This is a genomic window from Haemophilus sp. THUN1692, assembly GCF_059704395.1.
Window position 1 is genome coordinate 82658 of record NZ_AP046579.1, and the last position, 14614, is coordinate 97271.

General features: G+C 35.6%; 8 protein-coding genes and 1 pseudogene. 2 read left to right on the forward strand and 7 right to left on the reverse strand.

Annotated features, from left to right (window positions below; translation table 11 throughout):
* Nucleotides 1–2235 carry a TonB-dependent hemoglobin/transferrin/lactoferrin family receptor gene (locus tag AC6H0A_RS00445; RefSeq protein ID WP_005639453.1) on the reverse strand — a complete coding sequence of 745 codons (2235 nt, stop codon included), beginning with the start codon at nucleotides 2233–2235 and terminating at the stop codon, nucleotides 1–3.
* A gap of 549 nt (nucleotides 2236–2784) precedes the next feature.
* Here AC6H0A_RS00445 and AC6H0A_RS00450 point away from each other — a divergent pair.
* Nucleotides 2785–3372 (forward strand): uracil-DNA glycosylase family protein, encoded by a 588-nt coding sequence (locus AC6H0A_RS00450; RefSeq protein ID WP_005639455.1) that lies wholly within the window; start codon nucleotides 2785–2787, stop codon nucleotides 3370–3372.
* 113 nt (nucleotides 3373–3485) lie between these two features.
* Nucleotides 3486–5282: an ATP-binding protein gene (locus AC6H0A_RS00455; protein WP_044231995.1), complete on the forward strand. Its 1797-nt coding sequence runs from the start codon at nucleotides 3486–3488 to the stop codon at nucleotides 5280–5282.
* 83 nt (nucleotides 5283–5365) lie between these two features.
* On the opposite strand, the gene AC6H0A_RS00460 is transcribed toward AC6H0A_RS00455, so the two are convergent.
* From AC6H0A_RS00460 to prlC, 6 genes and pseudogenes are all read right to left on the reverse strand, one after another.
* Nucleotides 5366–8443 (reverse strand): type I restriction endonuclease subunit R, encoded by a 3078-nt coding sequence (locus AC6H0A_RS00460; RefSeq protein WP_371316043.1) that lies wholly within the window; start codon nucleotides 8441–8443, stop codon nucleotides 5366–5368.
* 254 nt (nucleotides 8444–8697) lie between these two features.
* Nucleotides 8698–9624 (reverse strand): Abi family protein, encoded by a 927-nt coding sequence (locus AC6H0A_RS00465; protein ID WP_005639460.1) that lies wholly within the window; start codon nucleotides 9622–9624, stop codon nucleotides 8698–8700.
* 6 nt (nucleotides 9625–9630) lie between these two features.
* Nucleotides 9631–10158, reverse strand: coding sequence for a restriction endonuclease subunit S (locus tag AC6H0A_RS00470; protein WP_371316044.1), 528 nt, complete (start codon nucleotides 10156–10158; stop codon nucleotides 9631–9633).
* A gap of 14 nt (nucleotides 10159–10172) precedes the next feature.
* A pseudogene (locus tag AC6H0A_RS00475) lies at nucleotides 10173–10742 on the reverse strand (restriction endonuclease subunit S); the annotation flags it as partial.
* Nucleotides 10743–10748: 6 nt separating this feature from the next.
* Nucleotides 10749–12296, reverse strand: a complete 1548-nt coding sequence (locus AC6H0A_RS00480; protein WP_005639463.1) for a type I restriction-modification system subunit M — start codon at nucleotides 12294–12296, stop codon at nucleotides 10749–10751.
* A gap of 240 nt (nucleotides 12297–12536) precedes the next feature.
* Nucleotides 12537–14576, reverse strand: coding sequence for an oligopeptidase A (gene prlC / locus AC6H0A_RS00485; RefSeq protein WP_044232032.1), 2040 nt, complete (start codon nucleotides 14574–14576; stop codon nucleotides 12537–12539).
* Between the last annotated feature and the right edge of the window lie 38 nt (nucleotides 14577–14614).

The window sequence follows — 14614 nt, forward strand, 5'->3', positions numbered from 1 at the left end:
CTAAAATTTCTGAGATAGGCTAAATTTGATATTCCTACCTGTTCCAGAAGCCAATTCGCCTAGATAAGGGTTGTATGCTCGATTGAATAAATTATCCACTGTAATCTTAACATTCATACCTTTAATTTTTTCAGGAGTCCAAGAAAGAAATAAGCTATGTAGGCTATATCCTCTTGAAGCTGGTAATGACCAATATGATGCTTTCGGGTCACCAGATAATGGCGATCGATCTTGTTTTCTTACAAACTCAGCACGCCAACCTACTGTGAGATAATATTTTGGAACATTGAAACCTAAAGTAGCAGTTGCCTTTCTAGGGGGAATTTCTGCAATCCATGTTGAGATTTTACCCCATGGGTTTCTTGGTGAGGTGTCACGTTTTCCTTTTACATAAGAATATGTTAGCTCACCAAATAAATAAGTGGATTGATAATAAGCTTCTAACTCTGCGCCTTGAATAACATAACCTGGCAAATTACGATAATTTCCAATGATTTTAGGACAAACATTATTATTGGTATCTGCAGCATTGCCTACACAATTAACTCCTCTGGTTTTAAATATTTCATTTTTACCACGGTGGTAAAAATAAGTGGCTCTAAATTGAAAGGTATCATCCTCTTGAAATAAATTATTAAGCGTAACAATTCCTCCTCCTCTGGTCTGATTAATCATTTCTTTTTCTAAATTTAAAGAGGTTGCAGGCACAGAAGATTGCTTAAATTGCGTCTCATACTGTTCATCAATAACAGGTGCACGCCAAGTTCTACTAAAATTTGTAAATAAACTTAAATAATGGTTTACATCATAATTTAAACCTAAATAATAAGACCAACCATTATAATTTTTCTGACTATAATTATGCCCCGCAGATATATCATTATATTGTGGTGCTAAATTTTTCTGCCCTATATTATTGATATGGTCATAACGCATCCCTGTACTAAAAATTAAATTCTTCCATGTTATTTGATCTTGTAAATAAAACGCCTGTGTATATTGACGTCCAGAAGGCATATAATAAGGTTGGAAATAGCCATAATTATAGGTTTTATCTTTCATCTTCTCCTTGTGATACATTAAAGTATTTCTTGTGTTTTTTAACCATTGCAAACCAAATAATAGTTCATGCCGAGTACTTTTAATATTAAAAGTACTTGTGTTATTTATATCAAAAGTAAGATCTGAATAAGTTATCCAGCTTTGATTACCGAGTGTACCCAGAAATACAGAAAAGGCTTTTTCGTGGCGAGTATCATTTTGTGTGGTTTTACTGTAGCTGAACTGAGTAGATAAGTTAATCCATGGGTTATTTTCAGGTAGATAGCTGTATTTTAATGTGTAATTTTCATCTTTTTGATCTCGATAAACCAGTTTACGTTTCCAAGCAATATCAGCACCATAGCGCATTATATCATTCGAACTCGGTTTAGGTAGGATATCTCTTTTCGCTGCGAAAGGCTCCCAGCCTTTATGAATACCATAAACACTCGATAATGTGAGTAAATGCTCGGGTGAAATTTGCCAATTTACTTTTATTAATCCAGTTTTTTGATTATTTTTTGAAAAAAGAATTTTGCTCTTATCGGGTCTTTTATAATCACCAGCATTTCTTACAGAACCAAATAATAATAAATCAATATTTTTTTGTTCATTTTGTAAAACTAGTGCAGTACTATAAGTTTTTTGGTTATTATTGCTATTATTTCCATACTTTAAAAAACCACCTATTTTCTGGTTTTCTTGCAAGAAATCCCTAGCATCCTTAGTTTCAAATTTTACCGTTCCAGCAAAACCACCATTACCATATTGAGGAGAATAATTTCCTTTGTCTACTGTTACTCTTCTTAATAATTCAGGCTCAATAAAAATAGAACCCTGTTGGTATTTTTCAAAACTTTTTGTAGCACCATCTAACTGAACTCTAACATCTTCAGCATCGCCCATTCCATTAATATTTAATGTTTGTCCGCCAGGGCGAAACCCACCTGCCATATTCACACCTGGTAAAATATTAATTAAATTCGCTACATTGTCAGCTTGTTGTTGTTCGATATTTTTCTGTTTTAATACTGAACGACCAGGTAGTTTATTATTATCCTCGTCAGTGTTCACAATAATAGGTAATAACTCATCTATATTCGAAGAATTTAGATTTGCTGCTACACTCGGTTGAATACTAGCTCCGATTATTAATAAAAAGACACATTCGTTGATTAAAAAATTTTTGCACATAAACTATAATCTTGACGATAATTATTTGTATTGATTTTTTCTAATTCTAAATAAATGACAATAAAAAACAAGTCTTTGTGTGGTATAGTAATCACTCTAATGAGAAAACTTGAACAAGTTTTGCCAAAAATTATAGCGGGGTGCTACGGATGAAAGAGAAAAGTGCTTCTTACTAAATTGTTTTATGCAATTCTCACACGGAATTTTAAAAAGGCGGTATTTTTAAAAAATCCTACTGAAGTGGGATTTCTATTGACTATTTTGTCCTTTTTATTACAAAATCTGCATCTCATTCAGCCGAAAAATAGTGATAGGTTTCCGCAACATTAATGTCATTGGTTTGGCGATATACCGCTAAAAAGTCAGTTAATTACATAATTTCTTCTGCCTTTTCATAATCCAACATTCACTGATTCATCATAAGATATAAGATAGAAAAAGTAAGAGAATAAAATGAGCTATCAGTTGATTGACTGGTTTTTTTACTTTTTTGATTTTTTATATTTTTTCAAATAGACTTCATATACTCGTTTTCTAATCTCATCCATTATGCTTAAAAATTTAGACGAAATAACTTCAAGTATTATCGCTGATCCTCAAAATAAAGATTTTACAGAACGTGGAATTTTCCCTTTATTTTCGGCGCCTAAAACAGCCCGAATTAATATTGTAGGTCAAGCTCCGGGATTAAAAGCTGAGCAATCTCGTTTATATTGGAATGATAAAAGTGGTGATCGTCTGCGTAATTGGCTAGGTGTGGATTACGATTATTTTTATAATTCTGGGATATTTGCGGTTCTTCCTATGGATTTTTATTATCCAGGAAAAGGTCAATCTGGTGATTTACCACCTCGTCAAGGTTTCGCAGAAAAATGGCATCCAATGATTTTAGAGCATCTACCTAATATTCAGCTCACTATTCTTATTGGGCAATATGCACAGAAATATTATTTACCTGAAAATAAAGATAATGTAACTGACACTGTTAAAAATTATCGTCAATTCTTACCGCACTTTATGACTCTTGTGCATCCTTCCCCTCGCAACCAGCTTTGGATAATAAAGAATCCTTGGTTTGAAGAACAAGTTATTCCTGAATTACAAATTTTAGTCAAACAGATAATTAATAAAGACTAAGTTTTTCATTTCTTACGCACACATAGTAATAACAATCTCTTTTACTTTATGGATATAATAAAGCCTGTATGTGCAGGCTTTTTTATAACGATAATAATGTTTTAGGAGATTTGATGAAAAATTTCAAATATTTTGCTCAGAGTTATGTGGATTGGGTTATTCGTCTTGGGCGCCTTCGTTTTTCTCTTTTAGGCGTGATGATTCTCGCGGTTTTAGCCCTTTGTACTCAGATTTTATTTAGTCTATTTATTGTTCATCAAATATCTTGGGTAGATATTTTTCGTTCGGTAACTTTTGGCTTACTCACTGCGCCTTTTGTTATTTATTTTTTCACTTTATTGGTCGAAAAACTTGAACATTCTCGTCTTGATCTTTCTAGCTCGGTTAATCGATTGGAAAATGAGGTCGCTGAGCGAATTGCTGCTCAGAAAAAATTATCTCAAGCATTAGAAAAGTTAGAAAAAAATAGCCGTGATAAAAGTACCTTACTTGCCACAATAAGCCATGAATTGCGCACGCCATTGAATGGGATTGTGGGGCTTAGCCAGATTTTACTTGATGATGAATTAGATGATCGCCAGCGTAATTATTTAAAAACTATTAACATAAGTGCGGTCAGTTTAGGCTATATTTTTAGCGATATTATTGATTTGGAAAAAATCGATGCCAGCCGAATTGAATTAAATCGCCAGCCAACAGATTTCCCCGCCTTATTAAACGATATTTATAATTTTGCTAGTTTCCTCGCTAAACAAAAAAATCTTATTTTTTCTTTAGAGCTTGAACCTAATTTGCCTAATTGGTTGAATCTTGATCGTGTGCGCTTGAGCCAAATTTTGTGGAACTTAATTAGTAATGCGGTGAAGTTTACGGATCAGGGAAATATTATTCTGAAAATCCTGAGGAATCAGGATTGTTATCATTTTATTGTGAAAGATACAGGAATGGGGATTTCACCTGAAGAACAAAAACATATTTTTGAAATGTATTATCAAGTGAAAGAAAGTCGTCAGCAAAGTGCGGGTAGCGGAATTGGGCTGGCTATTTCTAAAAATCTCGCTCAGTTAATGGAAGGGGACTTAACGGTTGAAAGTGAGCGAGGAAAGGGCGCTACTTTCCATCTTACTCTCCATGCTCAAGAAATTTCTGAAAAAGAATTCGTTAAGAAAAATATTCCATCCTTGACCATTCTTTTAGTGGAGGATGTTGACCTCAATATTATGGTTGCGAAAACTATTTTAGAAAAACTTGGACATCATGTTGATGTTGCGACAAATGGCAAGCAGGCGATCACTTTATTTGAGAAAAATGTTTACGACATTCTATTGCTAGATATTAAATTACCAGATATGAGTGGTTTTGAAATTGCCCAATATTTGCGAGAGAACTATGAGAACGGTATTTATGATTTTTTACCGCCAATGATTGCTTTTACTGCCAATGTTATGCAAAGCGAGCAAGAATATTTAGAAATGGGCATGGATGGCGTATTACGCAAACCCATTTCAATTAAGGATTTACACCATTGTCTACAGCAATTTTTTGCGGATGAAAGTGAATCTATTATAGAAATGAATGATGATAATGAGCTTTCAGAACAGTTTGATTTAGCGCTGATAGAAACGCTTGGAAAATCCCAAATTTTAGAAAATTTATCTTTATTCAAACAAACGATGCCAAATTATCTGGCTCAATTATCAAAAGATAATATGAAAGAAATAGAAGAGACTGCCCATAAAATTAAAGGCGCAGCGGCATCGGTAGGGTTAAATCATTTACGTCAATTAGCGGATACTTTAGAAAGTGCGGCTAAAAATTCTGATGTTTTTAATTGTGGGGAATTGATTGATGAAATTGGAAATCAGTGGTTAGAAGATGTAGCAGATTTAGCTAAATTTTGTGAACATTAATGAATTTTTATTATGAACAAATAATAGTTACATCCAGCAGAGCAGTTTTTCGGAACAATCTACAGGATGTAATTGTTGATATATTAAACTTTTCCACCAATACCTTTAAATTTTTCTACAAATGCGGATATTTTTTGGAAAACACTCTGTTTTTTAGTGAGGTATTGTGGATTAAGTGGGCTCATTTTAGGAAGCGCCTCATTTAAATCTGTACCTTGTTCACTTGCATATCCACGTTGTAATGACACGTTAATATAACGTTTGGCATCTTCAATATTAAGTCCTTCGGTACTTATCAATTCATTGGCTTCTTGTTGTTGCTCTTTTTGGGCAAATTGGAAGAATGACTCAATAATGCCAGCTTTATCGGCAATGTTATCTAAATCAGTTTGATTAATAAAATCCACAATCAAACTTTCTTTCGCTCGATTTCCAAGGCTGGAGCGGATAATGGCACGAATTTCATCAATAAGCTCAGATTTGTTTTTAGTTTTTTTATTGTGCTCAAATATTAATTCTAAAATGTAATCTAAATTGATTTCTTGGGATTTTAATAAATCCACTTCAAACACCACATCGTCCCAATCAATGGTCGATTTTGCTTTTTCCTCGCCATCTTTTTGACGACGGAGCCAATCCCGAATATCGTTGTAAGTCGAACGGTAATTCTGAATGCTACGTTCGCTTGGCATATCAATTGGTTGTATTTCAGAAAAAGCTTCATCTGTTAAATAATATTTTTCTTTAAAGGCTTCAACGGCTTTTGCATCGCTGGTATCGAGCGATTGAAATGCTTGTAAAGCAGCGAACTCATCATAGTTTTGCAGAATATTTTCAACTCGCAAATATTCACCAAATAATTTTACAAAGTTTTTCTTGTCTTTTTCTGTTTGAATTACATCTGGATCAGGGAAGCGTTCTTGCAATTCAGCAATAACCTCTAAATACCCTCGACGGGCGACACCTGCATCGGTAAAGCCTTCCATATATTCTTGGTAACTTTTTTCTAATACGATATTGCGCGTATTGGATTTACCGAAAAGGGTAATCGCATCAATGGTATCTTGTTCTAAATCGCGGAAAGTGACGATATTGCCAAAACTTTTGGTGCTGTTGTAAATGCGGTTTGTACGAGAGTAAGCTTGAATCAAACCATGGTAACGTAAGTTTTTATCTACAAATAACGTGTTTAAGGTTGGGGCATCAAAACCGGTTAAAAACATTCCAACGACAATCAATAAATCCACTTCTTTGTTTTTGACACGTTTGGCGAGATCACGATAGTAGTTTTGGAACGATTTCGCATCCACATCATAATTGGTAGCAAAATAGCCGTTGTAATCATCAATGGCAGATTTTAAAAATTCCTTAGCCGAGGAGTTTATCGCTTCCACTTCAAAACTTTCATCGACAATATCGCCAATCGCATCTTGCTCTTCATTAGTGGCAAACGAAAAGATTGTTGCAATTTTAAATGGATTTTTGACCGCACTTTGTAACTGTTTAAAAGTTTGATAATAAGCTTTAGCAGCATCTACGCTACTTACTGCAAACATCGCATTAAATCCATTATTACCAGCATTAAAGCGATGGGTCTTTTGTTTGAAATTATCTAAAACATATTGTGCAATTTGCTCGATGCGTTTAGGTTGTAAAAAGGCTTGTTTCTTCTCAAGTGCGGTCAGTTTTTCAAGATTTTTTTCGGTTTCAATACTCTTAAATTGCGGGCGAACATCATTGTAATCTACTTTAAATTTCAGCACTTTTTCGTCACGAATCGCATCGGTGATAATGTAAGAGTGAAGTTCGATGCCAAAAACACTGGCTGTAGTTTCGGCACCTAATGCGTTAGTTGGAAAAATAGGCGTGCCAGTAAAACCAAATTGATAGTATTTTTTAAATTTTCTCGTTAGATTTTTTTGCGCTTCACCAAATTGAGAACGATGACATTCATCAAAGATAAAGACAACCTGTTTATCGTAAATTGGCAATTTATCTTCCGATTTCATCAGGTTATTAAGTTTTTGAATCGTAGTAACAATAATTTTGTTATCGTCTTTTTCGATATTGCGTTTTAGCCCAGCCGTACTTTCCGAACCATTCACACTATCTGGTGAAAAACGCTGGTATTCTTTCATAGTTTGATAGTCCAAATCCTTTCTATCAACCACGAAGAATACTTTTTCAATAAAGTCTAATTCCGTTGCAAGGCGTGCGGCTTTAAAGCTAGTGAGCGTTTTTCCTGAACCGGTGGTGTGCCAAATATAGCCTCCGCTTTCTTTATTGCTCCAATTTTTAGCCAAATAAGAACTTTTGATTTTCCATAAAATACGCTCAGTGGCGGCAATTTGATACGGGCGCATAATCAATAGGGTATCGGAAACATCAAACACGCAGTAATTTACCAATACATTGAGCAGGGTATGTTTTTGCAAGAAGGTCGCGGTAAAATCTTTTAAATCTTTAATCAGAGTATTTTTTGCCGTTGCCCAATTCATTGTGAAGTCGTAGCTGTTCTTATCGCGTTTGGTGGTATTAGCAAAATAGCGAGTATCTGTGCCATTAGAAATGACAAAAATCTGAATATATTTAAAGAGAGAATTTTCTTTATTGAAGCTTTCTTTGCTGTAGCGATGAATTTGATTAAAGGCTTCACGAATGGCTACACCGCGTTTTTTCAATTCAATATGTACAAGGGGTAAACCATTCACCAAAATTGTCACATCATAACGATTGTCATAGCTGCCGGTTTGTTCAAATTGATTGATAACTTGCAGGGCGTTATTGGCAAGATTTTTCTTATCAAGCAAATAAATATTCTGAATGTGTCCATTATCAAACACAAAATCATAAATATAGTCATCATGAATTTTACGGGTTTTCTCAATCAGACTATCGCTCGGTTTATCCAAATATTCCTCTAAAAAACGTTGCCATTCAACATCGGAGAAAACCACGTTATTCAACCGTTGTAATTGAATGCGTAAATTTTTAACCAGTTCATCGTGATTATTAAGCCCTTGTAAATACTCATAACCTTGCGCCTGTAAATCACGAATAAATTCACGCTCAAGGCTCCCTTCCGTTTGGTAACCAGCGTTAGGCTCTTCCACAAATTTATTATATTGATCTAAAACGATAAAATTATTGGATTCAGCGATGGTTTTGTATTAGGTCATGAATGGCTCCTTAGTATATTTTTCAGTTATGCAGTAATACTGAATAACTTGAGTTATTATAAGTTATTGAATAATAATCTCATTTTTGTTGAATATATTTTCCAGTCGTAATTTTTATAGTTTAAATATTAATCAAGAAAACTTTAGTTTTAACTAAAGAACTTGACCTCGGATCCATATTTTTATACTATGCGTGCCAACAGTTCCCCTGGCTTTGCCAACTCAAGTGGTTGGATTCACAAGGCTAGGGGCCATTTTTTCCATAGATTCCATTCTTTTAGGTCAATAACTAATCCTGTATCTCTTATTGAAATTGCATTATTTTGCACCTTAGGAAATTCATCAAGAACCGCTAAAAAACGTTCTCCCCACGTTGAATTTGGACAAATAATATCTAACATTCTTTTCATTAAACAAAAATATACGAATACTTGTTTCGTTGAAAGCATTTTCCACTGTGGGTCATTTAGCCCTTTTAATGTTGCATTTACAGGAATAGAACGATTCCATAATCTGCTATGATGTGCAGAAATGTTGCGAATGATGTTAAAAGCGTGAAGATGCGTTTGTAAATGTCTTCCACTTTTTAAATGATATATTTTAGCAATATTGTCTTTATCTTCTTTTTTCATCCCACTATAAAGTTTTGACATTGTGCCAAAATCCCAAACTTCACAGCATACCCAAATAGGTAGATCTTCGTATTGTTCTAAATGATGTTTTACAAAACTTGTTTTTCCTTCTCGGCGAATTAAACTATCAAGCTTATCTAACCATTCTGAATGTCGGAAATTAGAATCAAAAAATTCACTTTTTTTGTGGGCGAGCGGATGATATTTTCCTAATTGATAAGCAATATTCACACGCATAGCGATTTCAATTCTTTCTAAAGCATCAAGTGCTAATTGTCGTAATTTTTTATCAAAAAGGTAAAGTTGTTTTATATCAGTAAAAGATGTATTTTCAATAAAGCGGTCTAATTTTTTCTCAGGATTACAAATATCTATTTGGCGAAAAGGGTAAAGATAGCCACTAACACGATAATATCCAATTGTTTTTAAATAACCTAAGGATTTTAAGTCATTCTCAATAACAAGCCCACGTGTTTTTAATTGCGAGAGTTGGTCATCAAAACTTTTCCATTCTTTTAATGTTTTTGGCATATTTTCTTATTGTTTAAAATTTAGTAATAATTCTCTGTAATACTCATACTGCTTGTGGTTTTGTTCAATCGCCAAAGGTAAGCCTTCGGTGATGGAATGGGTTAAGGTTTCAAATTTATCTAGGATTGAAACGATGCGTTGTTGTTCTTCGAGTGAGGGAACATTTATCTCCATTGATTTTAATTGTCCAGCTGTAATAAGTGGTTGCCCTGCACCCTTTGCATATTGATTTAACTTTATATTAACCAAAGTATGATAAAGAAACTTAAGATCAATATTCTCATTATTTTGAACAATTAAGGTATTGTCCGAAACATCATATTCCCCTTTAGCGATATGAACATAGCCAGCATTAGCACCAACACGAGCAATCAAAATTTGTTCATTAGAAAATTCTTTTTTGTTGGTTTTCCCAATAATTCCAGTTGATCCATAAATTGGATACAGCCCGTTATCATTTCTCTCTTTATTTTTGCCAGAGAAGATATTGATACATACATCAATAAGTTTCTTCTTCCCCCCCCCGAATTTAATTGTTCTAAACTATCAAAAGATAATAATTTTTCTCGATAGTATTCATATTGCTTCTGGCGTAGTATAAGCTCGCTGGTAAGCTCGCTGGGGAGTGCTGTCAATGCGTCCAAAATTTTTACGATTTCGGTTTGGACGGGGAGTGGGGGGATGGGGATTAGGATTTTTTCCATCTGGTGGCTCATTAGTTTGGGATTTCCCATACCTGAATAAACATGATTCTTTGCTTCAATTGAAAGCCAATAAAATAAAAATTTATAGTTTAGTTCTAGGTTATTTTGAATTTTTATCAAACCACAAACATTTGTGATTGAGAATTTTCCTGACCGATAAAATACTGTTCCTGCATTAGCACCATCAGTAGTCCAACTAACAAATTCTCCATCAAAGTCGAATGAATTTATTTTTCCAATTTCACCATTATTTACAGTTTGAGAACTATATACCGGATAATCTCCTAAATTATTAGCTAAATACTCCTTTGATATAACTCTCCCTCTTGTCAAAGAGGCTACTTTAATTAAAGGCTTCCACTCAACCTCAGCCCCATCCAATAATTTTTCTAAAAAAGTGCGGTTGTTTTTCATGGTGTTTTACCCCTCAATCTCCGCCACAATCTTGTCAATTTCTGCACGCAAGCGGTCGATATTAGCAACAGTTTGTTTAATTTCAGCGTTGAGTTTATCGATATCAATCACCTCTCGGGTGTCTTTTTGTTCCACATAAGAACTCACCGCAAGGTTGTAGTCATTTTTAACGATGTCTTCAAAGGACACGGATTTGGCTAAATGCGGTACATCTTCTTTATCGGCAAACAATTTGAGAATTTGCTCAATATGTTCCTCTTCTAAAATGTTGTTATTGGTGGCGGATTTAAATAAACCGCTAGCATCAATAAATTGGGTTTGAGTATCGGGTTTATGTTTGGAAAGCACCAAAATATTCACTGCAATACTGGTGCCAAAAAATAGATTTGGCGCTAAGGCAATTATCGTTTCCACATAGTTATTATCCACCAAATATTGACGAATTTTTTGCTCCGCACCGCCGCGATAAAAAATGCCAGGAAAGGAGACAATCGCGGCGCGACCTTTTGCCGAAAGATAACTTAACGCATGCAAAATAAAGGCAAAGTCCGCTTTGGATTTTGGTGCAAGCACGCCAGCGGGGGCAAAGCGTTCATCGTTAATTAACGTCGGATCGTCTGAGCCAATCCATTTCACTGAGTAAGGCGGGTTAGAGACAATAGCATCGAAGGGTTTATCCTCACCAAATTGAGGATTCATTAAGGTGTTGCCAAGGGTGATATCAAACTTGTCATAGTTGATGTTATGCAAAAACATGTTCATACGGGCAAGGTTGTATGTGGTGTGATTAATTTCTTGCCCGAAGAATCCTTCTTCAATGATGTGTTCATCAAATGGTTTTTTGGCTTGCAACAATAAAGAACCTGAACCTGCTGCCGGGTCATAAATTTTATTGACCTTGTCTTGTCCATATAAAGCCAGTCGAGCAATCAGCTTGGAAACGCATTGTGGTGTAAAGAACTCGCCTCCCGATTTACCAGCATTAGCAGCATAGTTGGAAATTAAAAACTCGTAAGCATCACCGAATAAATCAATATGATTATCTTCAAAGTCACCAAAATCTAACTCGGCAACGCCTTTTAATACGGCTGCTAGGCGGCTGTTTTTATTGGCAACGGTATTACCTAGGCGGTTGCTGGTGGTATCAAAATCAGCAAATAAGCCTTTGATATCCTGTTCGGAAGGGAAGCCAGTAGCGGAGTTTTCGATATCTGTAAAAATGCTTTTTAGATCTGTATTTAAATTCGGATTAGTGTTGGCTGTTGCGACGACATTTTTAAATAGCTGGCTTGGGTAAATAAAATAGCCTTTTGCTTTGATGGTGTCTTCTTTGATGGCAGCAATAATAGGGTTGTCATCATTAAAAGCGGAATAATCAACGCTATCATCTCCACCTTTAATATAGTTGGCAAAATTTTCACTGATAAAACGATAGAAAAGTGTACCCAAAACATACTGTTTAAAATCCCAACCATCTACGGAACCGCGTACATCATTAGCGATTTGCCAAATGCGTCGTTGAAGTTCAGCGCGTTGTTGCATTGCTATTGTCATAAAATCCTCAAAATATTTTATGTAATGAGTTAAATAAAGATGTGAAAAATTATACAGGAAATTAGTCTATTCTGCGTGAATTTCTATGAGTTTATCTTGCTGCTATTTGTAAAAATAATGTCTCGTTTGCAGTTTGTCTTGATAAAGTGCAGTTGAAATTTGCAATGTTTTTATAAAGGGCTTTTTTAGCGGAAAATATTTGAGAAAGGGCATGTTGTGCATGCCCTATAGTTTGGTGTATTAGTTCATAATTCCTTTATGTCTTAACAACGCATCTAATTGCGGTTCACGACCACGGAAGCGTTTGAAGAGTTCCATTGGTTCTTCTGAGCCACCACGCGTGAGAATTTCATCCAGGAATGACTTGCCGGTGATTGGGTTGAAAATACCTTCTTCTTCAAAGCGTGAATAAGCATCAGCCGATAACACTTCTGCCCATAAATAGCTGTAATAACCTGCGGCGTAGCCCCCGGCAAAAATATGGCTGAAGCTGTGCGGGGTTCTTGCCCAATCTACGCCTTTTATGACGGCAACTTGTGATTTCACCGCTTTAAGTGTTTCTAATATTTGATTGTTTTTTTCCGCATCAAAGGTGTGATGCAAACGGAAATCAAAAATACCAAATTCAAGCTGGCGCAAGATAAACATCGCGGCTTGGAAATTTTTTGCTTTTAATAATTGCGTGAGTTTTTCTTTTGGTAAAGGTTCGCCTGTTTCGTAATGCCCTGAAATAAACGCTAAAGCCTCTTCTTCCCAGCACCAGTTTTCCATAAATTGACTTGGTAATTCCACTGCGTCCCAAGGCACACCGTTAATTCCCGCCACATCGGAGACATCAATTTGTGTGAGCATATGATGAATGCCGTGACCAAATTCGTGGAATAGCGTGGTGACTTCATCATGTGTAAATAACGCTGGTTTATTACCGATAGGGGCGTTGAAGTTGCAAGTTAAATAAGCCACAGGAGTTTGAATGCCGCCATCCAGTTTACGTTTGCGCCCAATACAATCATCCATCCACGCGCCACCACGTTTATGTTCGCGTGCATATAAATCAAGATAGAAACTGCCACGGAGTTGATCGTTTTCATCAATTAAATCAAAGAAGCGCACATCTTTATGCCAAGTATCCACGCCTTTGCGTTCGACCGCACGAATATTGAAAATGCGTTTAATCAATTCAAACAGTCCTGAAATCACGCGGTTTTCAGGAAAATATGGACGAAGTTCTTCATCATTAATGGCGTATAAATGTTGTTTTTGTTTTTCGCTGTAAAAACTAATATCCCAGGGCGCAAGTTCAGTGACACCAAATTCTTTTTCACAGTAATCTTTCAATTCTTGTAATTCTTTTTCGCCTTGTGGTTTAGCACGTTCGGCAAGATGATCTAAGAAATCAAGCACTTGTTGTGGATTTTCTGCCATTTTGGTGGCAAGTGAAAGTTCGGTGTAAGCATTAAAACCGAGTAATTTCGCCAATTCCACGCGTAATGTAAGAATTTCTTTCATGACTTTACTGTTGTCCCATTTGCCAGCATTAGGGCCTTGCTCTGAGGCGCGTGTCGCGTAAGCACGGTACATTTCTTCACGCAATGCTCGATTTTCACAGTAAGTCATCACAGGCAAATAACTTGGGATTTCTAACGTAAAACGATAGCCTTTTAATCCTTTACTTTCGGCAGATTGTTGAGCCGCTTGTAGTGCGGATTCAGGTAAGCCAGCAATTTCTGCTTCGTTTTCAATGAGTTTTTCCCAACCCATGGTGGCATCTAATACGTTATTGCTAAATTGTGAATTTAATTCCGATAAGCGCGCCACAATTTCGCCATAACGTTGTTGTTTATCTTCTGAAAGCCCGATGCCTGAAAGTTCAAAATCACGCAGTGAATTTTCAATAGCTTTCTTTTGCGCAATAGAATAGTCCGCAAATTCAGCGCTGTTTTTTAATGCTAAATAGGCATTATAAAGCCCTTTATGCTGACCAACCCAAGTGCTGTATTCAGAAAGTAAAGGCAAGCACGCTTGATAGGCTTCACGTAATTCAGTGCTATTTTTTACTGAATTGAGATGAGAAACGGGTGACCAAGCACGATTTAAGCGATCATTGGTTTCCGTTAAAGGCAAAATGAAGTTTTCCCAAGTAAAGTGCGGTTGTTTTAACACTTGTTCTATCGTATTGCGACAATCTTGAATTAATTTTTCAACAGCTGGTTGAATATGTTCTGGCTTGATTTGTGAAAATGGCGGTAAGCCTTGAATGTTAAGTAATGGATTTGACATAGACATAAATGTTCCTTTTTTGAAAACTACTTTTTATG

Coding starts and splice junctions, on each gene's coding strand:
- AC6H0A_RS00445 (WP_005639453.1), bottom strand. CDS start 2,235: ATGTGCAAAAATTTTTTAATCAACGAATGTGTCTTTTTATTAATAATC.
- AC6H0A_RS00450 (WP_005639455.1), top strand. CDS start 2,785: ATGCTTAAAAATTTAGACGAAATAACTTCAAGTATTATCGCTGATCCT.
- AC6H0A_RS00455 (WP_044231995.1), top strand. CDS start 3,486: ATGAAAAATTTCAAATATTTTGCTCAGAGTTATGTGGATTGGGTTATT.
- AC6H0A_RS00465 (WP_005639460.1), bottom strand. CDS start 9,624: ATGCCAAAAACATTAAAAGAATGGAAAAGTTTTGATGACCAACTCTCG.
- AC6H0A_RS00480 (WP_005639463.1), bottom strand. CDS start 12,296: ATGACAATAGCAATGCAACAACGCGCTGAACTTCAACGACGCATTTGG.
- prlC (WP_044232032.1), bottom strand. CDS start 14,576: ATGTCAAATCCATTACTTAACATTCAAGGCTTACCGCCATTTTCACAA.